This window comes from Candidatus Rhodoluna planktonica, assembly GCF_001854225.1.
Classification (GTDB): Bacteria; Actinomycetota; Actinomycetes; order Actinomycetales; family Microbacteriaceae; genus Rhodoluna; species Rhodoluna planktonica.
On the sequence record NZ_CP015208.1, the window covers coordinates 781,676 to 804,274 of the forward strand.

The 22,599-nt window shown below is 50.5% G+C and carries 26 protein-coding genes and 1 tRNA gene; 20 read left to right on the forward strand and 7 right to left on the reverse strand.

From position 1 onward, the window contains the following. Together A4Z71_RS03885 and A4Z71_RS03890 are read left to right on the forward strand one after the other, a co-directional pair. Positions 1-789, forward strand: a complete 789-nt coding sequence (locus A4Z71_RS03885) for an ABC transporter ATP-binding protein (protein ID WP_070954631.1) — start codon at positions 1-3, stop codon at positions 787-789. 89 nt (positions 790-878) lie between these two features. Further along, a complete protein-coding gene (locus A4Z71_RS03890; protein ID WP_070954632.1) occupies positions 879-1,130 on the forward strand; it encodes a type B 50S ribosomal protein L31 in 252 nt (83 codons plus the stop codon). Positions 1,131-1,172: 42 nt separating this feature from the next. Here the strand turns inward: A4Z71_RS03890 and A4Z71_RS03895 are convergent, their stop codons facing one another. Next, a complete protein-coding gene (locus A4Z71_RS03895) occupies positions 1,173-1,898 on the reverse strand; it encodes an exonuclease domain-containing protein (protein ID WP_236858508.1) in 726 nt (241 codons plus the stop codon). 117 nt (positions 1,899-2,015) lie between these two features. Here A4Z71_RS03895 and A4Z71_RS03900 point away from each other — a divergent pair, with 117 nt between their 5' ends. Both A4Z71_RS03900 and A4Z71_RS03905 read left to right on the forward strand, forming a co-directional pair. Beyond that, the gene (locus A4Z71_RS03900; protein ID WP_070954633.1) at positions 2,016-2,936 is read left to right on the forward strand and encodes an alpha/beta fold hydrolase; all 921 of its coding nucleotides are present in this window, start codon (positions 2,016-2,018) and stop codon (positions 2,934-2,936) included. Continuing rightward, positions 2,933-4,024, forward strand: a complete 1,092-nt coding sequence (locus A4Z71_RS03905; RefSeq protein ID WP_070954634.1) for a glycosyltransferase family 4 protein — start codon at positions 2,933-2,935, stop codon at positions 4,022-4,024. The genes A4Z71_RS03900 and A4Z71_RS03905 overlap by 4 nt, the downstream gene beginning before the upstream one ends. On the opposite strand, the gene A4Z71_RS03910 is transcribed toward A4Z71_RS03905, so the two are convergent. Continuing rightward, a complete protein-coding gene (locus A4Z71_RS03910) occupies positions 4,009-4,620 on the reverse strand; it encodes a histidine phosphatase family protein (RefSeq protein WP_070954635.1) in 612 nt (203 codons plus the stop codon). The genes A4Z71_RS03905 and A4Z71_RS03910 overlap by 16 nt on opposite strands. A 74-nt stretch (positions 4,621-4,694) precedes the next feature. Continuing rightward, positions 4,695-4,777 (reverse strand) — tRNA-Leu (locus tag A4Z71_RS03915). A gap of 96 nt (positions 4,778-4,873) precedes the next feature. On the opposite strand from A4Z71_RS03915, the gene A4Z71_RS03920 reads away from it, so the two are divergent. Continuing rightward, positions 4,874-5,083 (forward strand): hypothetical protein, encoded by a 210-nt coding sequence (locus A4Z71_RS03920; protein WP_070954636.1) that lies wholly within the window; start codon positions 4,874-4,876, stop codon positions 5,081-5,083. 6 nt (positions 5,084-5,089) lie between these two features. Then, entirely contained in the window at positions 5,090-5,932 is an 843-nt protein-coding gene (locus A4Z71_RS03925) for an undecaprenyl-diphosphate phosphatase (protein WP_070954637.1), read from the forward strand. Here A4Z71_RS03925 and A4Z71_RS03930 read toward each other — a convergent pair. Continuing rightward, positions 5,929-6,807 (reverse strand): proteasome assembly chaperone family protein, encoded by an 879-nt coding sequence (locus A4Z71_RS03930; protein ID WP_070954638.1) that lies wholly within the window; start codon positions 6,805-6,807, stop codon positions 5,929-5,931. The genes A4Z71_RS03925 and A4Z71_RS03930 overlap by 4 nt on opposite strands. Before the next feature lie 69 nt (positions 6,808-6,876). Between A4Z71_RS03930 and A4Z71_RS03935 the strand changes: the two genes are divergently transcribed. From A4Z71_RS03935 to A4Z71_RS03985, 10 genes are all read left to right on the forward strand, one after another. Next, complete coding sequence (locus A4Z71_RS03935) at positions 6,877-7,536, forward strand: HAD family hydrolase (protein WP_070954639.1); 660 nt, start codon at positions 6,877-6,879, stop codon at positions 7,534-7,536. Then, on the forward strand, positions 7,536-8,534 hold the full coding sequence (locus A4Z71_RS03940) for a tRNA (adenine-N1)-methyltransferase (RefSeq protein WP_070954640.1): 999 nt from the start codon (positions 7,536-7,538) through the stop codon (positions 8,532-8,534). The genes A4Z71_RS03935 and A4Z71_RS03940 overlap by 1 nt, the downstream gene beginning before the upstream one ends. A 28-nt stretch (positions 8,535-8,562) precedes the next feature. After that, positions 8,563-9,531 (forward strand): FKBP-type peptidyl-prolyl cis-trans isomerase, encoded by a 969-nt coding sequence (locus A4Z71_RS03945; RefSeq protein ID WP_070954641.1) that lies wholly within the window; start codon positions 8,563-8,565, stop codon positions 9,529-9,531. Positions 9,532-9,550: 19 nt separating this feature from the next. Further along, the gene (locus A4Z71_RS03950) at positions 9,551-10,522 is read left to right on the forward strand and encodes a helix-turn-helix transcriptional regulator (RefSeq protein WP_070954642.1); all 972 of its coding nucleotides are present in this window, start codon (positions 9,551-9,553) and stop codon (positions 10,520-10,522) included. Then, positions 10,515-11,498: a helix-turn-helix transcriptional regulator gene (locus A4Z71_RS03955; protein WP_070954643.1), complete on the forward strand. Its 984-nt coding sequence runs from the start codon at positions 10,515-10,517 to the stop codon at positions 11,496-11,498. The genes A4Z71_RS03950 and A4Z71_RS03955 overlap by 8 nt, the downstream gene beginning before the upstream one ends. Positions 11,499-11,807: 309 nt before the next feature. Further along, entirely contained in the window at positions 11,808-11,996 is a 189-nt protein-coding gene (locus A4Z71_RS03965; RefSeq protein ID WP_070954645.1) for a twin-arginine translocase TatA/TatE family subunit, read from the forward strand. Between the two features lie 41 nt (positions 11,997-12,037). After that, the gene (gene tatC, locus A4Z71_RS03970) at positions 12,038-12,802 is read left to right on the forward strand and encodes a twin-arginine translocase subunit TatC (RefSeq protein ID WP_070954646.1); all 765 of its coding nucleotides are present in this window, start codon (positions 12,038-12,040) and stop codon (positions 12,800-12,802) included. Next, a complete protein-coding gene (locus A4Z71_RS03975) occupies positions 12,792-15,263 on the forward strand; it encodes a DEAD/DEAH box helicase (RefSeq protein ID WP_070954647.1) in 2,472 nt (823 codons plus the stop codon). The genes tatC and A4Z71_RS03975 overlap by 11 nt, the downstream gene beginning before the upstream one ends. A gap of 17 nt (positions 15,264-15,280) precedes the next feature. Beyond that, positions 15,281-16,807, forward strand: a complete 1,527-nt coding sequence (gene lnt, locus A4Z71_RS03980) for an apolipoprotein N-acyltransferase (protein WP_084028409.1) — start codon at positions 15,281-15,283, stop codon at positions 16,805-16,807. Further along, positions 16,804-17,517 carry a polyprenol monophosphomannose synthase gene (locus tag A4Z71_RS03985; RefSeq protein WP_070954649.1) on the forward strand — a complete coding sequence of 238 codons (714 nt, stop codon included), beginning with the start codon at positions 16,804-16,806 and terminating at the stop codon, positions 17,515-17,517. The genes lnt and A4Z71_RS03985 overlap by 4 nt, the downstream gene beginning before the upstream one ends. 74 nt (positions 17,518-17,591) lie before the next feature. On the opposite strand, the gene A4Z71_RS03990 is transcribed toward A4Z71_RS03985, so the two are convergent. Both A4Z71_RS03990 and A4Z71_RS03995 read right to left on the reverse strand, forming a co-directional pair. Beyond that, positions 17,592-17,954 carry an RNA polymerase-binding protein RbpA gene (locus A4Z71_RS03990; protein WP_070955238.1) on the reverse strand — a complete coding sequence of 121 codons (363 nt, stop codon included), beginning with the start codon at positions 17,952-17,954 and terminating at the stop codon, positions 17,592-17,594. 93 nt (positions 17,955-18,047) lie between these two features. Continuing rightward, positions 18,048-18,788 (reverse strand): glycerophosphodiester phosphodiesterase family protein, encoded by a 741-nt coding sequence (locus tag A4Z71_RS03995; RefSeq protein WP_070954650.1) that lies wholly within the window; start codon positions 18,786-18,788, stop codon positions 18,048-18,050. Between the two features lie 48 nt (positions 18,789-18,836). Between A4Z71_RS03995 and yczE the strand changes: the two genes are divergently transcribed. Next, complete coding sequence (yczE, locus tag A4Z71_RS04000; RefSeq protein ID WP_472280777.1) at positions 18,837-19,445, forward strand: membrane protein YczE; 609 nt, start codon at positions 18,837-18,839, stop codon at positions 19,443-19,445. 2 nt (positions 19,446-19,447) lie between these two features. Next, positions 19,448-19,942, forward strand: a complete 495-nt coding sequence (locus A4Z71_RS04005; protein ID WP_070954651.1) for an NUDIX hydrolase — start codon at positions 19,448-19,450, stop codon at positions 19,940-19,942. A 59-nt stretch (positions 19,943-20,001) separates the two neighbouring features. On the opposite strand, the gene trpD is transcribed toward A4Z71_RS04005, so the two are convergent. Then, on the reverse strand, positions 20,002-21,078 hold the full coding sequence (gene trpD / locus A4Z71_RS04010; protein WP_070954652.1) for an anthranilate phosphoribosyltransferase: 1,077 nt from the start codon (positions 21,076-21,078) through the stop codon (positions 20,002-20,004). A gap of 84 nt (positions 21,079-21,162) precedes the next feature. On the opposite strand from trpD, the gene ctaE reads away from it, so the two are divergent. Beyond that, entirely contained in the window at positions 21,163-21,774 is a 612-nt protein-coding gene (gene ctaE / locus A4Z71_RS04015) for an aa3-type cytochrome oxidase subunit III (protein WP_070954653.1), read from the forward strand. Between the two features lie 19 nt (positions 21,775-21,793). After that, positions 21,794-22,594: a cytochrome bc1 complex diheme cytochrome c subunit gene (gene qcrC / locus A4Z71_RS04020; protein ID WP_070954654.1), complete on the forward strand. Its 801-nt coding sequence runs from the start codon at positions 21,794-21,796 to the stop codon at positions 22,592-22,594. Positions 22,595-22,599 lie beyond the last annotated feature (5 nt).

Genomic DNA, 22,599 nt, shown 5'->3' on the forward strand with positions numbered 1-22,599 from the left:
ATGTCCCGCGTAATCGATCTGAACAACGTAACTGTGGTGCGTGACCAGCGCCCAATTTTGAACAATGTCGACTGGCAGGTCGAATCAGATCAGCGATGGGTAATAGTCGGACCGAACGGTGCCGGGAAAACAACATTATTGCGCGTTGCCGCTGCTCAAATTCACCCGACAACCGGCACTGCAGAAATCTTGAATGAGCGCTTGGGCGAGATCAATGTCTTCGAATTGCGGACGCGAATCGGTTTTGCATCCAGCGCTATGGCAGCGCACATTCCAAACTCAGAGACAGTTTTAAATGCTGTGATGACTGCCAGCTATGCAGTAACCGGACGCTGGAACGAGTCTTACGAGGAAATTGACGAGCGCCGCGCGAGAAGAGTGCTGAACGAATGGCACCTAGACGGTTTTGCCGACCGCCCCTTTGGAACCCTGAGCGATGGTGAACGTAAACGAACACAAATTGCTCGTGCCGTCATGCCAGATCCTGAACTGCTACTGCTCGATGAACCCGTTGCCAGCCTTGATTTGGCAGCAAGAGAGCAAACCATAGACATCATCTCCGCATACGCTCAAGCTCCAGCGGCCCCGGCCATGATTATGGTGACCCATCACCTGGAAGAAATCCCGGTCGGATTCACTCATGCCCTAATTTTGCGAGAAGGTCAGGTTTACGCTGCCGGAGAGATTGCCTCAACACTGACCTCAGAGAAGATTTCCGAAGCATTTGGGATGCAGTTACGCGTCGAAAACCAATTTGGTCGCTTTGTCGCCAGAGCGGCACGTTTCTAACAACGCTTGTTCTGCCTAAAAAGGTCTGGTATGCTTTTCCCTTGTGCCCTTTGGCACAAGCAAACTTTCTAGATTTCCGGAGTTTTCGCATGAAAGCAGAGATCCACCCAAAGTACGAACCAATCGTTTTTCGCGATTTGGCTTCGGGTGTAGCGTTCTTGACTCGCTCAACCATCACCAGCAACAAGACCATTGAGTGGGAAGACGGCAACACATACCCAGTTTTCGATGTCGAAATTTCTTCTGAGTCTCACCCTTTCTACACCGGTAAGCAGCGCATCATGGATGCTGCCGGCCGTGTTGAGAGATTCAACGCTCGCTACAAGGGTTTCGGCGCATAGTCGATCAAATTCTCAAAAAACCCGCCTTTTTGGCGGGTTTTTTTATGCCTTCAGGGGCCAGCCTCTAACTACGGTGAAACTAGGGTCTTTGACTCGGCGCATGTAGTCTTCAAAACTCTTGTCGTTTGCCTCACTCCAGGAAACTTGGAGCTTGTGCAGTTCAATGGGGTCGGTTGGAAGTTCGGTTGACCAACGACGAGCAATGGCTTGGGCAACCCTTCCAGCTGCAATGGCATCTGCGGTAGCGTTGTGAGCATTTTTCAGCGGAACCCGGTAAAACTCTGCTGCGTTCTCTAGGCGGCGCTTGCCACCGCGGTAAGTGTCTTTGTATTTATCAATGACCAGCGGGTCGATGATGGGCATTGGATTGGCTAGCGGTTCTAGGCCGTATCGAAGGGCTTCAAAATGCAAAATTGTGAAATCAAAAGGGGCGTTGTAGGCCACCACCGGAATATTTTGTTCGAAGAAAAAGCGCAATTTGGCCAAAATCTCGGAAATTGCAGAGGCTGCCGATTGGCCCTTCGCCTGAGCGATTTCTGTGGTCACTCCGTGAACTGAAGCCGCTTGAATCGGTATGTCTATACCTGGATTCACCAACCACTCGGCGACCTCAGAGGTTGGGTTACCTGAAGAATCAATTTCTAAAGCACAGGCGGTGACAATTCGGGCTTCCCTAAGCTCCAGTCCTGTGGTTTCGAGGTCAAAAACTGCAAGGCGTTCAGCCCAGGCTGGCAGGGTCGGTTCGAAGTCGAAAGAAAGTTGATTCACATAGTCAGACTAGAGCTGCCCTAAGACGCTACTGACTTGCCACGCTAGAGTTTCATCCTTCGAAATTTATGTGTCATCTGGGGTCCAGGTTTAGTTGACTGGGAATTAGACTGAACTGTGGCTCTAAACCCCAAATCTCTTGCTCAACGCGCGGCTGCTCGCGCAATTGAAAAATCGGTGCAGGTTGCTGATGTAGCCACCAAGTACTGGTTTTATCCTGCTTTAGAGCCGATGACTTCGCCGACGCTAATCATGATTCACGGCTACCGCGGCAACCATCACGGACTTGAAGCTCAAGCAGGTGCCCTGACTGGAATTAATTTGGTGATTCCTGATCTACCAGGATTTGGCCAATCTAGCCCATTCTCCAAAGAACACACCGTTGCCAACTACTCAATTTGGCTAGCCGATTTTATAAGGGCACTAAAGCTCGAACAGCGCCCATTTCTGCTGGGCCACAGTTTTGGTTCGTTGATCGTCTCTCACCATGTCACGAACTTTGATGATGTCAGTGCCCTAATTCTGCAGAATCCCGTTTCGGCCCCGGCCCTCGAGGGCCCCAAGGCTTTTCTGACCGCAGTATCAAAATCATTTTTTGCCCTAGCTGAAAAACTTTCCCCTAAATTAGGCGAGTGGCTTTTGAAAAGTTGGCCGATGGTACGGGGGATGAGCATCCTCATGACTAAGAGCCGCGATCGCTCACTTCGCACTTGGGTGCACAGGCAGCACGATGCTAATTTCAATGACTTTGCAACTCGCGACGTCGCCATCCAAGGTTACCGAGCATCAATTTCTGCCTGTGTCGGCGATTTTGCTGCCGGGATTTCTATACCGACCCTTATTTTGGCTGGCGAACGCGATGACATCACCTCGGTGGAACAGCAACGTCAGATGGTTGCACTCATTCCGCATCAGAATTGGAGACTTCGGGTGATCGAAAAGGTCGGCCACCTAAGTCATTATGAGACCCCCGAGATAGTTTCGGATGAGATAAAAAACTTCGTCAAAAAAATAGCAACCGATTCGAGAATTGGATGATTTCAGGATTCTTTTTTGACGCTCGTTACATACGGTGGGATCACCACGATGGAATATCTCGATTCTCGGCCGGGCTTTTTGCTGCCTTGCATGCGCGCGTGCCAGTAACCGCAATAATTTACGATTTACGGCAACTGGAAAAATTGCCCAGCGGAACCAAGTACATCCTGGCAAATGACCCCACAAAGTTGTCAGAGGTTTTTATCGCGCTAAAGCTAAATAGGGCAGGGGCTAAGGTGGTTTTTTCACCGATGCAGACCATGGGCTCTTGGTTTCGAAAATACCGTCTGATTCTGACCCTGCACGATTTGATTTACTATCGTCACCCGACGCCACCGCCAAGTTTCAATTTCGCCATTCGTCTTGCTTGGCGGATTTTTCACATGAGCTATTGGCCACAGCGCTGGTTCCTCAACCGAGCTGATGCAGTGGTCACCGTTTCGAAAACCAGCAAACGCCTAATTGAGAAACACCGGCTCACGCGCCGTCCGGTGTCGGTGATTTATAACGCGGCCGGAGCACTAGAACGAGAATACGAACACCCTGCGCCTAAACACAGGCCCAGAAGCCAGCAAAAACTGGTTTACATGGGTAGTTTCATGCCGTATAAAAACGTGGAGTTGCTGGTTTCCGCGATGAACCACCTGCCTAACCACGAGTTGCATCTACTGAGCAAAATTTCTGATTTTGACCGCGACCGGCTGACAGAAATTTTCAAAGATGGCGGTGGCTCGGTGGTGTTCCATAATGGAGTCTCAGAAGCTGAATACCATCGTCAACTTGATGGCGCTATTGCCTTGGTCACGGCGTCCAGAGATGAGGGATTTGGAATTCCGCTGGTGGAGGCTATGGTGCGTGGCCTTCCGATCATTGTTTCCGACATTGAAATTTTCCGTGAAATCGGGGGAGATGCAGCACTTTACTTCGATTGCGATTCTCCAGAAGAGTTCACTCAGCAGGTGAAGTTGCTAAACGATGCCGCTAGTTGGCGCATACACAGCGAATTGGGTCTGCAACAGGCCAAAACTTTTAACTGGGATAAATCTGCTGCCGCTTTGGTGCAGTTAGTCGATCAGATCAACTCGTAGTTCAAAGCCGTGGTCTCATCTAGCGGTTTAGGTTCGTAAACCTGCAGGCTCCAACCCTCATTTTCGCGATGCACCAAGATGTTCAAGCAAGCGTTTCCAAGACGTTCGCCAGCTCTAGGTATTTCTCCGGCTGAAACGATAGACAGCAGAACCCTGATCAGAGCACCGTGCGACACAGCGAGCACGCGCTTTCCTGAAAAGTCTTTCGCAATTGAATCCAATGTTTTATGCGCCCTGAAATTTAACGCCGACAGCGTTTCGGCTCCTGGCACAAAAGATGCATCCGCATTAAATTTTTGTTTCCACTCTTCATGGGTCATTCCCTCAGCTTCGCCAAATGAACGCTCAAGCCAAAGATCGGATACCTGCGGCACTAAGTGGCCGAAGCGCTCAGCAACGTATTCGGCAGTCACCAGAGCTCGAGTCAGTGGGGAGGTGTGCAGCACGTCCCAGTTTTCAGCCCGAAGTTGCGCCGCTGCAGTTCTGGCTTGGGCATGGCCGGTCTCGTTCAGCGGGATGTCGGTTACCCCTTGAAGGCGAAAATCAATATTCCAGTCAGTTTGACCGTGCCTGAGCAGACCTAGGACGGTTTCCATTTTTTCTCCTGGAATCGCATTGGGAACATTTGTCTCTAAACGAAAAAATCCTCGACCATTGTCGAGGACTATCGTGTCCGAAAGGGGACTTGAACCCCTACCCTCTATCGAGGACTAGCACCTCAAGCTAGCGCGTCTACCATTCCGCCACCCGGACCTATGACCTAAGTCCGTGGATTAGGTTACCAGACTTCTGCAGCATCAAATACAGTCAATCCTTTGCAGTTCACCTAAGTAGGGGTAGTTTTGAACTATGGCTCAAGATCCGCGTAATGCACTTTCTCAACTAATGGCAGCACTTGAACGTCACCTTGAAGCGGTATCTTCTAAGCGCAACGACGACGATGCCACGGTGGAACAGGCCTATTACCAATTAGAAGACGCCTTCCTGAACTATGAGGAAGCCTTGGGCGAAAAATACGGAGAGTATCTGCCCATCGCATTGGCAGAAGACGAAGAATAATTCTTCGTGGATTTTTTCAGCGCAATTTTATTGGGCTTAGTTCAAGGGCTCACTGAGTTTTTACCGATTTCGTCATCCGCGCACGTGCAAATAGCTCAAGCGCTGATCTCAATAGATTCATTAACCAGGCCACAACTAACGGCATTTATAGCCACCATTCAATTGGGTACCGAATTGGCGGTTTTGCTCTACTTTGCTAAAGACATCCGCCGCATTGCGACAGCCTGGCTCAAAAGTCTGAAATCCGCTGAAAACCGGAATCAAGATTCCAAAATGGGTTGGCTAATTATTTGGGGATCTCTACCGGTTGTCGTGATTGGGTTGCTCTTCAAAGACCTAATTGAAAATCAATTCAGATCGCTCTGGGTAATCGCCTTTACGCTTATCGGTTTTGGCTTGGTTCTAGGAATTTCGGACATCATCGGAAGTAAGCAGAAAACCCTAAAAAGCTTGAACACAAAACATGGTTTACTCTTCGGTATTGGCCAAGCACTCGCGGTAATACCCGGAGTCTCAAGGTCGGGTGGAACAATTACCGTTGGCCTGTTACTGGGCTACACTCGCGAAGCAGCCGCGCGCTACAGTTTTCTGCTCGCGATACCGGCGGTCTTGGCCAGTGGTTTTTATCAATTTGTAAATTCAGTTGGCGAGCTTCAGAATTCGATGCTGTTAGCGACCGTCGTGGCAACTGTGGTTGCTTTCGCCTCTGGCCTCACAGTGATTGCCTTCTTCCTAAAGTATTTGAGCAAGGGTTCATTCCTGCCTTTTGTGGTTTGGCGAGTGGCAGTTGGTTTGGCCCTGTTGTGGTTGCTTAGCAACGGAATTATTACTGAAAATCCGGTTATTTAATCGTTGCTGTCAGAGTCGGGTCTAGTGTCAACATCCTTGGCCACACCGTCATTACTTCGCAAAAACTCTTCGAACTCTGCAGCAAGCTGATTGGCGCTCTGTTCAATGGTGGCTGCCTCATCGCTGTTGTTCTCTAACTGCAAGATGTAGTTTGCCATTTCCTCGTCATTTTGCGCGATTTCATCAATCCCACGTTCCCAAGCAAAAGCCTCATCAGCTAATTGGCCGTGATCGAATTGAATCCCCAAATATCGTTCAACTTCGATGAGCAGCGCCAGAGTTGCTTTAGGCGAAGGCGCGTTGTGCACGTAATGTGGCACCGAGGCCCACAGCGCAACAGTGGCTATTCCCTCTGCCTCAAGTGCCAGACCTAAGACAGACAAGATGCCAACCGGACCTTCGTACTGGCTTTTTTCAATGCCCAAAATCTCGCGGGCACTCGCATTCTGGCTGGTTGCGACGATTGAAATAGGTCTGGTGTGGGGCACATCTGCCAGCATGGCACCGAGAAACAGAACTTTCTCAATCTCTCGATCTTGAATCATTTCAAGAATTTCAGCGGTAAAGCTTTTCCAACGTCTCGATGGTTCGGTGCCCACCAAAAGACTCAGCGCTGAAATTGAACTGTCAGAGTTTGAACCCGGAATACAAAACTCGGTTGTTGGCCAGGATAAAACTCGTTCGCCTGACTCACCGAACGAGACAGTTGGCCTGTTGAATTGGAAATCGTAGTATTCCTCTGGATCGACCGATGCTACAACTTCGGCATTGATGGCCTGAGCCAGGAACTTTGCAGCACCTGAAGCAGCCTCGCCGGCATCGTTCCAGCCTTCGAAAGCTACTATCAGCGTTCTGCCGGAAAAAAATGAACCCATTGATACTCGCTTAGATAAATCGTCTAGGTAAAGCCTATGTCAAGCAGTGACGGGTAGACTCGTGTTCATATGTTTGGAAAAAAACTTCCGGCAGCAGTGCTTTGGGACATGGACGGCACTCTGGTCGATTCAGAGCCGTACTGGCTTCTTTCTGAGAAAAACCTGGCCGCAGAGCACAGCAAGGAATGGACCGAGCAAGACGGCCTCGACCTGGTTGGAATGAGTCTCTACGACTCTTCAAAAATTATTAAGTCCAAACTAGCCAGCGAAATGCATCCTGATGAAATCATGCACAACTTGACTGACTCAGTTGTCAGTCACCTACAGCGCGAAATTCCTTGGCGCCCAGGAGCTCTAGAACTTCTAAGTGAGCTCAAAAAGAAGGGTGTCAAAACAGCGTTGGTAACAATGTCTCTGCGCCGAATGGCCCTGGCGGTAGCCGACTCTGTCGGGTTCGAAGCCTTTGATGTAGTGGTTGCCGGCGACGACGTCAGAAATGGAAAACCACATCCTGAACCGTATCTAAAGGCTGCGGAACTGCTCGGAGTTGAACCGCAAGACTGCATTGCTTTTGAAGATTCGATCACTGGCCTGAGATCAGCCGAGACGGCTGGCACCATAGCAGTGGGCGTTGAAAACATTGTTCCTATTCCTCCTGCCGAAGGCAGGATTGTTTGGCGAACTCTGGCCGGCGTTAAAGTCTCCGACCTAAGAAGATTGTTCAAGTGATGGCAAAAAAGAAAGCTTTACTTCCTACCGGGCCGTTTAGGGCCGGTGATCGAGTGCAGCTCACCGGGCCCAAAGGCAGACTCAACACCATTACCTTGGTTTCCGGAGCAAGTTTTGGCACCCACAAGGGTGACATCAAACACGATGACATTATTGGTCAGCCCGAAGGTTCAGTGATTAGAAACCATAACGGGGTAGAGTACTTAGCCTTTCGTCCCCTGTTGAGCGATTTCGTGCTGTCCATGCCTCGCGGTGCGGCAATCATTTATCCAAAAGATTCGGCACAGATTGTCACGATGGGAGACATTTTCCCGGGTGCCCGCGTAGTCGAAGCTGGAGTGGGTTCAGGTGCCTTGAGCATGTATTTGCTGCGCGCGATTGGGCCGGATGGTCGACTCGATTCGTTCGAGCGACGCGAAGAATTTGCCGATGTAGCTGCGGCTAACGTCGAGACTAATCTCGGCGTGGTCCCCGAAAATTGGCAGATTCACCTCGGTGATTTGCAAGACCAACTGCCGGCAAAAGTGAAGCCGGGGGAGGCCGATAGAGTAATTCTCGATATGTTGGCACCGTGGGAGTGCATCGAAGTAAGCGCTGAAGCACTAGTTCCCGGCGGTCTGATAATTGCCTACGTTGCCACTGTTACACAGCTTTCACGCTTCACCGAGGCACTCAGAGAAACCGGCCAATTTGCCGAACCAGAAGCTTGGGAATCGCTGGTCCGAGGCTGGCACCTTCAAGGCTTGGCGGTTCGCCCAGAGCACCGCATGATCGCCCACACGGCTTTCTTGGTAACTGCACGCAGACTTGCCCCAGGGACTACCTTGCCTAACCTAAAAAACCTGAAGAAAAAACCGGAATTTAGCGATGAGGATATGTCGGTCTGGAACCCGGAACATCTCGGTATCAAAGAAGCGAGTGCAAAGAAACTGAGAAGAACTATAAAGAATGCCCAAACCGCGGCAGCCGCCAAATCAAGTCAAAATCTCGAAGACTAGACTTGAAAAAAAGAACGAAAGCTTTCCTGTGAAAAAAATATTTGCCACCCTTTCGATACCAGCTCTTGTCCTGGCTCTGAGCGGATGTGCCGGCGCCGCCACAACCGAATCTGCCTATCAAGCCTTGCCTTCGGTGTGCGAGGCTGCTCCTGCTGGAAACAATGCCAAACAAATCAAATTGGCCGACGAATCAGCATCGAAGCCTGAGGTTAAGTTCCCGACGCCACTGAATTCGGATGTCACCGAAATTGTGCAGTTGAAAGCTGGAGACGGTCTAGAAATTAAGGGCGGGCAACTCGTCGACGTTGACTTCATTGCCTACAACGGCAGCAACAATGAAGAGCTGCAATCTTCAAGCTTCAACGGGGCCGATCCAGCCAGCCTCTTCGTCAAGAGCGGTGAGACACCAGATTTTTGCTCAGCACTAGTTGGTCAAAAAGTTGGCGCAACGGTTGCGGTCCTTTTCCCACCTAAAGATGCTCATGGCGGCGCCGGTATCCCAGACTTTGGTCTGGGTGCTGAAGATGCCATGATCTTCGTTCTCAAGATTTCAAATGCATGGCTACCGAGAGCCTTGGGTGCTGACCAGCCAGCTCAGGCCGGTTTTCCAACCGTAATCAAGAGCACAGATGGTATTCCAGGAATCAACACCCCTAGCGGTGATGCACCTGCAGAACTCAAAGTTGAAACCTTGATTCAGGGTTCAGGCGATGCTATCGCCGAAGGTGATACCGCAATCGTGCACTACTCAGGATTCTTGTGGTCAGATGGCACCAAATTCGATTCCTCTTGGGATCGTGGGCAACCTGCCGAGTTCGAGGTTGCGAGCGGATCTTTGATCGACGGTTTTGTGGATGCATTGGTTGGCGCCAAGGTTGGTTCGCAGGTTGTTGCAGTAATTCCACCTCAACTCGGCTACGGTGATCAGGACAACGGTTCGATTCCTGCAAACTCAACCTTGATCTTCGTCGTTGACGTTCTTGGAATTCGCAAATAACCTGCAAATCGGGGGATAAGTGGGCAGTGAAGCAAATAAATCTGAGCGGTTGCTGCAGCTAACCTCAGCACTGCTTTACTCAAAACGTGGACTAACTCGTAAAGAGTTGTTTTTCGCGATTGATGGTTACCACTCAGACGCGGCAGACGAGGCTTCGATTCAACGAAAGTTCGAGCGAGACAAAGCTGACCTGCGCAACCTCGGAATTCAGATAAAAACGATTGATGCCACCGATGAGGGCGAAGACCAAAGATACCTAATTGCCGCGGATACTTTCAGCTGGCCAAAAGGTGTTGAGCTAACCCCACATCAATTGCAACTGTTAGAACTTGCTGCGGCGGCTTGGTCCAAAGCGTCGATTTCAACCGAGGTAAATCAGGGCCTGGTAAAAATCAAGTCTTTGGGTGTAGTCCCTGCCGAAAACAACCTGATCGGTGTGCTACCAAGCATTCGAACTCCAGAACCGGCTTTCGCTCCGCTGATGAAGGCCATCGAGTACTCTGTCGAGGTTTCTTTTCGTTATCGTCGCGCTGACGGCGAAATCAAGTTGCGTCGAGTTCAACCCTGGCGATTGCACAACATAGATGGCCAGTGGATGCTGGTCTCATTTGACCTTGAAGAGGGTCAGGTTAGGAATTTTCTACTGAAACGAATCGTTTCTCGTATCTTCCTTCCGCCGGCAAACCAGGAAGCCCAATTTCGGTTTGAAGCCCCTGATGAAAAATCCGTAACGGCGGCAATCAACGATTTGGCAGAATTTGCTAGCAAAAATCTGGCTACTCTGCGAATCCGCCGAGACACCGCAGCCTGGCTTCATTTCGGTATCGAATCGCCAAATGACCAGGAGGAGATTTCAGTCAATTACATGGACTTAGCGCTGTTGGCCGAGCAGCTAAGTGATTTCATCTTCGACCTTGAGGTGCTTGCGCCTGAAGAGCTGCGTAAAACCCTGCGCGAAGGTTTCGAGCGTCTGGCGGTCGAACATGGCTAAGGTCAAATCGTTGAACTCGGATGAGCGATTTAACTTCATGTTGTCGCTAGTTGGTTATCTGGGTCACAATCCGGATGCGCCAATCAGTCAAGTTGCTGAATTGTTCAAAGTCTCTGAAGCGGAGATTAGAACGGTTATTCGCATGCTCAACGAACTTGAGGTTTACGCCGGATCTTGGCTGCAAAGCCCTTTTTACATCGATGTTGATGCAGCCGACGAGGGTATCTTGCGGTTGGTCAATAATGATTTTGAATCTGACGCTCCAGTCCTTTCGACCCGCCAGATTTCAGCGATTGCGGCTGGCCTTGACTATTTAGCCCAACTTGAATTCTTTGCCAACGATGGTGAACTGAAAGAGCTGCAGGGCCTGCTAAGCGCTGGCAAAACTAGTGAACTGCAGTCGAAGGTTGCTATCGTCCCAGGCTCGATCGAAGAATCAACCGAACTGTTGCGGCAATCAATCATTCAGGGACGCTCAGTTTCGTGTGAGTACATCAACAGTCACGGTGAACATTCGCACCGGATTTTAGACTGTTTGCGAATCGATTTGAACCCTGATGGTCGTTACTTGAGGGCCTGGTGCCACAATAGTAAAGAGTTGAAAACTTTTCGTTTAGATCGAATGCGTTCGATTCGAATACTCGAAGAAAAAGCTGAAAAAACTCTGGCTGATTTTGATGAAATCTCATCCTCAACCTACATCCCTGGCGAGTTCGACACCGAAGTAGAGCTTGAGTTAGAGCCGGAGGCCTACGTTTTGGCAGCGAATTACTCGACTGTTGCTGAGCCCACCGAAGGCAATAGTCTTCGAATTACCATTCGGGTTGGCAAACTCTCAAACGTGGCCAAACTGGTAGCTCGTTTTCAAGGGAAAGCCAAGGTTATCGGCCCGGAGGCCGCTCGCGAATATGTCGCTGACTACGCTCGACGTGCATTGGCAACTTTGGCTGCTCAAGGGCAGGACGACAAAAATTAACTGGACCCTGATTTGGATTTTGCTTGCCTCGGCAGCGGTCGTTTTTCACGCCATTTTGTTGAAGGGTTTAGTAAACCGAGGTCTCGAAGTGCTACACCAGCTTGATCGCTTAGGTAACAAATTGGAATCTCTGCAACAACCCACCGCCCCGTTTGAGTTGCCGGAACCGGCAACTCGGGTTGATACCATTTCGTTACTTCGCACTCGAATGCAATATTTGAGTGAAAAACGAAAAAAGCGTGCGGCAAGACAACATAAACTTATCGAGTCGATTACCTCAATCAAGATTGACGAAGGCAGGTTCAAATAATGAGACTTAATGGCTGGGAATGGATCATCATTCTGGTTATCGTGTTGCTACTCTGGGGTGGCCCAAAGCTTCCTGGTCTTGCCAAGAGCCTTGCTCAGTCGATGCGAGTGTTCAAGAAAGAAATTAGAACTGATGACGCCGCGAAGCCTGAGGCTCCAGCCGAATCAGAATCAGACTCTGCAAAGTAGGTTGAAGCCAATTGGCTCGTAAACGCAATTCAGAAGCGAAAATGAGCCTCGGGCAACATCTAATCGAATTTCGCAATCGCCTGTTCGTCTCTGCGATTTTCGTTTTTGCCGGGGCTATCGGTGGTTGGTTTCTTTTCGACCCAATTTTTCAGATCCTTCAGGCACCAATCGTTGAGTTGGCAGCCGAAGAGGGAGTGAACGCAACCGTAAACTTTGGCACGGTGGTGTCCGCTTTTGACGTCAGGCTTCAAGTCTCGATTTTTATCGGGGTAATAGGAACCAGCCCCGTTTGGCTTTACAACATCTGGGCCTTCATCACCCCTGGCCTGAAGAAGCGTGAGCGCCGCTACACCCTTGCCTTTGTGTTCACTGCTTTACCACTATTTGCGACCGGAGTAGCGCTTGCCTGGATTTCCCTTCCGGGCTTCGTCCGAACACTTATTGGCTTCACCCCTGAAGGCAGCGCAAACGTAATTAATGCCAGCGAGTACATTCTTTTCACACTGAGAATTTTGTTGGTCTTTGGAATCGCCTTCGTTCTGCCAGTGGTTCTTGTTTTGCTCAACTTCGCCAGCATCATCACTGCAAAAAATATTGTCAATTCTTGGCGTCTGGCGGTTTTTGTTATCGCTCTCGTTGCTGCACTTGCGACACCGACAGCAGATCCGATGTCAATGTTCCTGATCATGATTCCGCTCATCATTCTCTATTTTGCAGCAGCCGGAATCGCAGCCATAAACGACAAACGACGAGCGAAAACTATGTCCGAATATGATTTTGATTTAGACGAAAACCTTGTCGACTAAAAACTGGGATGACTTATCACCCGCCGAACGACTTCGCCTATCAAAGATCAAATCAAAAACTAGTTCGCTGAACAGTTTCACCGATCTGCTCGATTTTCCTCTGGATGACTTTCAGGAACGAGCATGTCTTTCGCTGGCTAGCGGAAAAGGTGTCTTAGTAGCCGCACCAACTGGCGCCGGCAAAACAATCGTCGGCGAGTTTGCCATCCATCTTGCCGTTGAGAAGAACCTCAAGGTTTTCTACACCACCCCAATCAAGGCTCTGAGCAATCAAAAATACGCCGAGCTAAGCAAAAGATATGGCCCTGACCGGGTGGGGTTACTTACGGGTGACAGTAATCAAAATTCAGACGCACAAATCGTGGTGATGACCACAGAGGTGCTTCGAAACATGATTTACGCGAACTCAGATGCTCTTATCAATCTGGGATTCGTGGTCATGGACGAAGTTCACTACCTAGCTGACCGGTTTAGGGGAGCGGTGTGGGAAGAAGTCATTCTGCATCTCCCCAAAGATGTCAAGATTGTCTCGCTGTCGGCCACGGTTTCCAATGCAGAAGAATTCGGAGCCTGGCTGGAGGAGGTTCGTGGTGAAACCGACATCATTGTTTCAGAAGTACGACCCGTTCCACTAAATCAGCACGTTCTTTTCACAGATGAGCTACTTGACCTGTTTCAAGAAGGCGACCCGCAAAATCGTGTGAACCCAGAACTAGCTAGTCGACATGCTCAAAAACTTCGATTGCCGATCAACAAAACTGCGCAAAATTTCCGTTCGGGGAAATCAAAATCGCGCTCGGATAGCCATCGCCAACATCAAGCGCGAATTGAAAGGCTCACCAAGCCTGAAGTTGTGGAATTGCTCGACGAGGCGAACCTATTACCCGCAATCTTCTTTATCTTTTCTCGCGCCGGCTGTGAGAGTGCGGTGACCGCCTGTCTTGCCCGAGGTGTGCGACTCACCACAACGGAAGAAAAGCAACAGATTAGGCGCATAGTCGAAGAAAAAACCTACAACATCGCTGATGAAGATTTGGCGACGCTTGGTTACTTTGAGTGGCTGAATGCACTGGAGCGAGGCGTTGCTGCGCATCATGCCGGAATGCTGCCAGCTTTCAAGGAGGTTGTCGAAGAACTTTTCTTGCGGAAACTGGTCAAGGTGGTTTTTGCCACCGAAACCCTGGCACTAGGCATCAACATGCCTGCAAGAACGGTAGTGCTAGAGCGGCTGGATAAATTCAACGGCGAAGGGCGTGTGCAAATCACGCCGGGGGAGTACACCCAATTAACCGGTCGCGCTGGTCGACGCGGAATCGATACCGAGGGCCACTCGGTGATTCTATGGAGCGCCAATCTCGATCCCAACATCGTTGCCGGATTGGCCAGCAAAAGAACCTATCCGCTGATCAGCCCGTTTAGGCCGACCTACAACATGGCGGTCAATCTGATCGACGCATTTGGCCGAGAGCGGGCCCGACAGGTTCTCGAAACATCATTTGCCCAGTTTCAAGCCGACCGATCAGTGGTGGGGTTGGCCCGAGGAATCCGCGAAAAAGAAACCTCATTGGCCGGCTACGCAGAATCAATGAAGTGCCATCTCGGTGACTTTGCCAGCTACGCGAAAATTCGACGTGACATTTCCGATTTAGAGAAGGAAATAGCCTCCAGCCGGATCCGCTCGGTTAAGGGTAAAGATATTCGACAGAACAAAGGTCGCCATCTTCAAGAACGAAATCTGGTTCGGCTAAAGCAAGAGTTGCGGGCACATCCCTGTCATCAGTGTCAGGAACGCGAGGCGCATGCTAGATGGGGTGAACGTTGGCATAAGCTAAACCGCGAACTTCAAGCAACGCTCGATCAAATTGAAGGTCGAACAAACCAGGTTGCTCGCACCTTCGATCGAATCTGCGATCTGCTAGCTGAACTGGGGTACATCAGAGCTGTCGGTGACGATTTCGAGGTCTTAGCCGAAGGGGCTTTACTGGCAAAAATTTACGGTGAACGTGATCTCCTAGTTGCCGAATGCATTTCAAAAAGAATCTGGGATGGGCTCGATGCAGCGAACCTAGCCGCCATGGCTGCTGCTCTGGTTTATGAGGCGCGGCGAGATGAAGAATGGGAACCGCGAATACCGAGAGGTAATTTCGGTGAGGTTCTAGCCACGACAGAAGAAATTTGGTACGAGCTTGAGCATGTGGCCAAACGCCACAAACTGAGAAGCAGCAGCCCTCTAGACCTGGGTATATCGCTTGCCATCCACCGCTGGGCCACCGGGGCGCGGCTAGACTCCGTGCTCGAATCGGCAGACCTACTACCGGGCGATTTCATCCGATGGACCAAGCAAATCATTGATCTGCTCGATCAAATTTCTCAGTGTGCCGAAGGCACGCTCGCCGAAACAGCCAAATCTGCGGTTGACAAGGTGAAGCGCGGAATCGTGGCCTACTCCTACTACGGCTAAGCGGTTAGGCTTTTTTGGTGACTGTAAAGTTAGTTTTAGTTCGTTTGGCAATAGCGGTATCCGGTGGTGTTCTATCCTCTCTGGCTATGCCTCGAGAAAACATCTGGCCGCTAATCTTCGTGTCGGTCGCGGCTCTGGTCTACTCAACTAAAGACCTAAATATTTGGTCGGCCCTAATCGTCGGGTTTGGCGGGGGATTCGCATTTTACGTAACTCAAATCGAGTGGATGAGTTTGTACCTTGGTCCGGTACCGCTGCTAGCGCTTTCATTTTTAGAGGCTGTCATTTTTGCCATCGGCCTCATGGTTTCTGCACAGGTTTGGCAGTTCCTAGAGAAAACACTGAATTTTAAACCAGCCGTAAAGAACCTCGCTGTTTCGGCGGCATTGGCAACAGTTTTTACAGCTCGCGAATGGGTAGCGATTTCAATGCCCTACGGCGGTTTTCCATGGTCACGGCTGGCCCAGACGCAGTCCGACAGCCCTCTGGCAGATTTGGTCTTCTTTGGCGGCCTTGGGTTTCTCTCCTGGGTGGTTGCATTCATCTCGGTTAGTTTGCTGCTGTTGGTGATTACCGGAAAATTTAGGATCACGAATCATTCACCAAACCTCGCAATCGCAGTTTCATTGGTTGTAATCAGTCTGATTTTCACACCTGCGGTGACTTCAGAAAACGGTTCACTCAAACTGGCTGCAGTTCAAGGAAACGCCAATGCCGGATTATTTGCTAACCCGGTTCGGGGAAGCATCTTGCAGAATCACTTGGATGCGGCAGCAAATTTGAGTACTGAAGACAAACTCGATCTCGTTGTCTGGCCAGAGAATGCTTCGGATCTGAATCCGCTTTCAAACTCAGCGGCCCGACAGAGAATCACCGATTTTGTCGATAAGCAAGTTCAGACACCGCTAGTTTTTGGAACTATTACCGCCAGGGGAGAGAACCTGTACAACAGCTCCTTGCTCTGGCGACCAAACCTTGGCCCAACCGACTGGTACGACAAGAAACGCCCAGTGCCTTTTGCTGAATTCGTGCCCGATCGAGACTTTTGGTACAGCCTGGCCCCTGACCTGGTTGGGCTAATTTCACGCGGTTACAGCTTCGGTGAGCGAGATGGCATCTTTGAACTTACCCCGGGGCAACAGGTGGGTTCGCTAATTTGTTTTGAGATTGCCATCGACGAAATCGGTCGTTCTTTGGTTGCTGATGGTGCTCAACTGATTTTGTCCCAGACCAATAATGCAGACTTTGGATTCAGCGACGAAACCTACCAGCAATTTGCTTTTGCCAGACTGCGGGCGATTGAAACTGGTCGATCCATCGTAAATATTTCAACCGTTGGGGTATCTGGAATCATCGATGCCTCGGGAAAGGTCACCCAACAGCTACCTGCCTTCGAGCCTGGTGTCATGATTGCTGAAGTGCCTTTGCGTGAATCAAAAACTCCCGCGTTCTTTATAGCCGCACCCTTTGATTTGGCCAACAATCTAGGTGCACTTCTTCTTCTAGGATTTTCAGTCTTCAGCAAACTCCGGAGGCGTCGTTGAAAGCTCTGGTGATCATCCCCACCTACAACGAAGCTGAGTCGATCGGCAGACAACTCGAGAAATTGCTCGAATTCGAAAACCTTGAGATTTTGGTCGTTGACGATAACAGCCCCGATGGAACTGCAGGTTTGGTTGAGCAGATCAGACGTTATCAAAACCGAGTTCACCTGCTACCGCGGCAACAGAAAGATGGCCTTGGACGCGCCTACCTCGCCGGTTTCGATTGGGGCCTTAAGGCGAACTTTGACTACCTAATTGAGATGGACGCCGATGGTAGTCACCGCACTGAAGACCTTCCGCTGCTATTGCAACAAGCGCAAACCCATGATTTGGTGATCGGATCGCGTTGGATTCCGGGAGGACGCGTTCAGAATTGGTCGAAGCTCAGAGAGTTGATTTCTAGATTCGGAAATTTCTACGCTCGAAAGATGCTCGGCTGTGAAATTAGAGACATGACTGCCGGTTTCCGCTGTTTTCGCGCATCTTTCCTAAAGCAACTTGACCTATCGGATGTTGCGGCTCGCGGCTATGCATTTCAAGTTGAAGTTGCCTGGCGAGCAGCAAAAGAGTCAAACCAAATAATTGAGGTTCCAATTACCTTTGTAGAACGCGAAGTTGGCCAATCAAAAATGACCTATTCAATCGTTCTTGAGGCTTTACTGCTGGTTACCAAATGGGGATTCCAGCGAATACTCTCAGCGGCTCGATAATTATGCCTCGTCTAACCCGATGAGCCTGCCAAGTTTGACAGTTTTAGGATCAATCCCGAGTTTTAAAGATCGACTTAGAGGTCAGCCTTACCACCGGCGCGACGCGAGCGAATGTAATCGAGACGCTCCTGCAAAATTTCTTCAAGTTCATCTCGACTGCGGCGCTCAAGCAACATTTCCCAGTGCGATCTTGGAGTTTTAGCCTCAGGTGCTTCGAGGATGATGGCCTTCCCGTCTTCGAGTAGGATGCCAAGCTCGGAACAGTTTTTGCATTGCCAGGTCTCTGGCAACTCTGCCTCGGCAGCAAAAACAACTTCAAAAATGTGGTTGTTTGGGCATTGGAAAGAATGCTTGTTTCTAGGGGAGTAGTCGACTCCGCGTTCGCTTTCTAAACTTTGCGAACCCAATCGCATTCCGCGCATAGTCTGCTGTGACATTTTTTCTCCAATGTTCGCCCTTGAAGGGTCAACAGCGTCAACCAGAGACATTCGAAAACAATTCCTGAGAGCGGGTTGGCTCTCAGAAAATTATCAGGAACAGAGTGTTGCACGGGCCACGTCGCAGCGGTCGGTGACTATCCCGGATGCGCCTTTTGCGACCAGTTCTTTCATTGTGGCCGGATCATTTATCGACCAAAAGTGAACCTTGAGCCCCAAAGCTTTCAACCAGGAGATGAATCTTGAGTCCGCCAAATCGAGCTTTCCAAAATGTATCGGAATCTGAACCGCATCCATGTCCTTGACCAGCAAGCGAGCGAGTTTGACCCAACCCAGGCGAAAGAGCCCCAGCAAAAGAAATACTTCGACACCTGCTGCAGATTGCGCCACTGGCAAAGACAATTCTCTGACAGCCGCAAGGCGGCGTTTCCTGCTGAAACTGGCCACTCGAACGCGAGAGTGAATTTTGGTCGCCTCGATAATCTGGGCCAGTGGTTTTGCCGCCTCGATTACCTTGACGTCGATATTCAGAAAGATGCCGGGGAAGTGGTCAATTACCTGCTGCAGCGTAGGAATGACATTTTCGCCGTCACCCACTTCAGTGAGTTGCCTAGCCGTCAATTCTCGTACTTTTGCCGATGTTTTCCAGACTCGACTTAGGTCTTCATCGTGAAAAACCACGATCTGCCCATCCGCGCTCAAATGCACGTCTAATTCGAGAGCGGTTGCACCCGCGTCAATCGCTGCACGGAAAGCGCCCAGTGTATTTTCTGAGTGCTCTAGAGCCAACCCTCGATGAGCAAGAATTTCAGGCTGGACAATTTCTGGTCGCACTGGGATAGCCTTTCAATTTTCTTGACATGCAGCCATTAGGGTTGGGTTGTGGCCGCTAACCCAGATACTAATCTTTTTCTTCGTCTAACTCGACTGATGCTGGGACTAGCGCTCTACGGTTTTGGATTGGCGCTCATTGTCGACGCCAGCATTGGTGTCCCACCCTGGGATGTTTTAGCCCTAGGTATTGCCAAGCAGCTTGGCATAACCTACGGGATGGCCAGCATAGTGGTCTCAACCCTGGTTCTAATTGCCTGGATACCGCTTCGAGTTAAGCCCGGTATCGGCAGTGTTCTAAACGCAATCTGTATCGGCCTCTTTGCGGATTTATTTATGCCTTGGTTGCCCAACCTTGAAGGTTTTTGGTTCAACCTGGGCAGTTTTTTAGTTGGTATGGTGGCGGTAGCCTTCGCAACCGGGCTCTACATCAGTTCTCACCTTGGCCAGGGCCCACGCGACGGCCTAATGCTCGGAACACAGAAGAAACTTGGCTGGAAATTTTGGAAAATCAGAGGAATGTATGAGGTCGGGGTTCTAACCATCGGCTGGCTGCTCGGCGGTCAAGTCGGTTTGGGAACCCTGATTTTCGCGATTTGTATCGGCTACCTTACTCAAGCATCCTTGGTCTTTTTCAAACTGCAACCGGGAAAGAAGTAACAGTGGTCGCACCTGGGAGCCACCGTAAAACCGCCCGAGTGCTGCTAATTGATGAGCAACACAGAATTCTGCTGTTATTGACGCACTTCGATCCAGACGTAAAACTGCCACCACGCTGGATAACTCCAGGTGGCGGAATTGATGAGGGCGAGAGCACCATTGACGCTGCGGTTCGTGAACTGTTCGAGGAAACCGGAATTCAAGTATCAGCGCCAATTCTTGGTGAAAGCGTCTGGGAAACTTCAGGCCGTTGGCTCTGGGGCGACGGCAGAAATTTTCATGATTTCACGGACACGTTTTTCCTGCACCGAATCAACCAGACGTTCGAATTAGATCGGTCTAACTGGACAGCCGATGAACATCGCGATGTTTTGGATTATCGCTGGTGGTCACCAGAGGACTTTTTTGCACCACAGCAGTATTTGATTGGTCCGCCGGGGTTGGCTCAGTTTTATCTCGACCACCTCTACCCGAAGCTGCTACCTCAAAGCCGATAATAAACATTATGTCAAGTTATTGATTTCGCATCGAAATACAGTCCTGCCCTGCAGCAGAATTAGTCGATTGAGTCGGTTTGCGTTGCAGCAATCCATTCGGTGAGTTTCGAAAGCGTTGCACCTGACTCAAGTGCAACAGTCACTTTTTGTAACGCAGCGTTGAAACGCTCGTGCAAATCTTTAGTGGCTGCATCTGGATTCGTGGCAAGTTCGTAGCTGACCAGACCACCTGCCGCATTCAGCAGCACGATGTCTTTGATCGCACCGAGGTTTCCATCAGTTTTTCCAGCAAACAAGGCTTTAGCAACTTCGGCGTTGAAATGAGCGTCGCCACCGATAAGCGCATCAATCTGGGTCGGTTGAATACCCAATTTTTTCAGGTTCAGCTTTTCGAGGCCCACTTCTCCCCCAGAAACCTGCCACACCTGACTGTCACCGGTAGTGGTTAGTTCATCTAGACCGTCATCGCCACGGAAAACCAGCGCAGTGCGTCCGCGATTCGCGATTTCCTGGGCCATTAGCGGCGCAACCACCGCGTTAGCCACACCCAGCGAAGTCGCAATTGGCTGAGCCGGATTTGCTAGCGGCCCTAAAAAGTTAAAAGTGGTCGGAACACCGAGCTGTTTTCTAATTGGTGCGACGTAGCGCATCGCCGGGTGGAATACCGGTGCGAAGAAGAAGGTGATGCCAAGTTGCCGGAATACCTCGGCGACCCGAACTGGAGATAGGTCTAAACGGATGCCCAAGACTTCGAGCATCTCCGAGCTGCCGGTTTTACCCGATGCTGAACGCGAACCGTGCTTCATCACCGGAATACCTGCACTAGCGGTGACGACTGTGGCCATGGACGAAACATTCACGGTACCGACTAGGTCTCCACCGGTGCCAACGATATCGACCGCGTCACTGCCGGTGTCGAGTATTACCGCATGATCCAGCATCACGTCGACCAGGCCGGAAAGCTCCTGAACCGACTCCCCCTTGGCACGCAAAGCCATCATGAATGCACCAACCTGGGCCTCTGAGGCTTCTCCGGACATGATCTCACGCATCGCCCAGCTTGCTTCTTGCCGACTTAGGTCTGATTTGAGAAGTAGTTTGCCTAAAATTGCCGGCCAGGTTTGCACGAGAGTCATGTCCCCAAGTTTATTGGCGAAAATGGTTGAAAAACCTAGCGCAAATTCACCTTTTTAGCCTCGTCTCAAGGTTAGGATTGAACTATGACGACCATTTCAGCACCAGTCATTAACCGCCCGAGTGCCACATCAGTTGGCACCATTGTTTGGCTCGGCAGCGAGGTGATGTTTTTTGCAGGCTTATTCGCGATGTACTTCAGCCTTCGAGCTAACTCGCCAGAGATTTGGGCGAATGACACCGCAATTCTGAATGTGCCATTTGCACTGGTCAACACCTTGATTTTGGTCGCCTCATCCTTCACCGCTCAGTTCGGTGTATTTGCTGCAGAACGACTTCAACCCCGACGCACCGGCCTCTCCCCTGTCAAGTGGGGAATGGTTGAGTGGTTCTTCCTCAGCTACATTCTTGGCGCAATCTTCGTTGCCGGTCAGGTCTGGGAGTACGCGACCCTAATCTCTGAAGGCGTTTCGCTCAGCTCGAACTCCTATGGTTCAGCTTTCTACATCACCACTGGCTTCCACGCTTTGCACGTTACCGGTGGCCTAGTCGCATTCCTTTTGGTTATCGGCAAGACCTATGCGGCAAAGAAGTTCGGCCACTACGAGGCAACCAGCGCAATTGTGGTGTCTTACTACTGGCACTTTGTCGATGTGGTCTGGATTGGCCTATTCCTAATCGTTTACGTTCTGAAATAAACCGAAAGAAACCAAACAAATGGCAATTTTTAAGCGCAACGCCAAGGGTTCACGTCGCAGCCCGCTAGCAGCGATCATCGTTATGGTGGCTGGTTTGGCAGTTACTGGCTCTGGCTACGCTGCAGCAACTGCAGCTGTCGAATCGGTAAAGCCGGTTTCAGCTGTTCAGAGCGCAACTCAAATTGAAGAGGGACGCAAGCTTTTCCTAGCTAACTGTGCCAGCTGTCACGGTACCAACGCTGAAGGTGCCGCTGGAGGCCCATCGCTCAAGGGTGTCGGTGCCGCTTCGGTTGAATTCCAGGTTGCTACCGGTCGCATGCCAGGTCAGGCCTCAGGTCCACAGCTAGAAAAGAAGCCAGTTCAGTTCACTGAAGAACAAATCTTGGCTATGGCCGCATACATTGGTTCACTTGGTGGACCAGCAATTCCGACCGATGAAATGGTGGCAGCAAACGGTGACACTACTCGCGGCGGCGAGCTATTCCGCATCAACTGCGCAATGTGCCACAACGCCGTTGGTGCCGGTGGTGCACTAACCGAAGGTAAATACGCGCCAGCGCTAGAGGGCGTGACCGAACGTCACATCTACTCGGCCATGGTGACCGGTCCTCAGAACATGCCAGTGTTCAACGATGCGAACCTAACTCCAAAAGACAAAAAAGACATCATCACCTACCTGAAGTGGGTTGAAACGAACCCATCTGCTGGCGGTTACGAACTAGCTGGCCTAGGCCCTGTGGTTGAAGGTCTATTCGCTTGGGTCTTTGTTCTAGGCGGAATCATCGCGATCACAATTTGGCTTGGCGCGAAGTCGAACTAGGTTTA